The 232-nt window shown below is 60.3% G+C and carries 1 pseudogene; it reads left to right on the forward strand.

What is annotated here, in order from left to right:
- Positions 1-232 (forward strand): annotated as a pseudogene (locus AAEZ08_RS23530) (polysaccharide deacetylase family protein); the annotation flags it as partial.

Consider the following 232-nt stretch of genomic DNA (forward strand, 5'->3'; position numbering starts at 1 on the left):
GTGTGATACCGGTGGTGGTGACCTTTCACGACATCAACCGCTACACCGCACGGCATCTGCAGGAATACCTGCAGATCCTGATGGACAGCGCCCGAGTCACAGGCCTTAGGACAGCTGCCGAGCCGTTCTACACGGATCGCCCGACACTGCAACGCGCCGCCATGGCTCGCACAGTGGGTGATGTCAACGACGCGGTGCATTTTCCAGGCGTGTGGAATTGGCTGTGGAACGC

The sequence above is a fragment of the Pseudomonas sp. E45-MNA-CIBAN-0222 genome (assembly GCF_040310405.1).
Lineage (GTDB): Bacteria > Pseudomonadota > Gammaproteobacteria > Pseudomonadales > Pseudomonadaceae > Stutzerimonas > Stutzerimonas stutzeri_AC.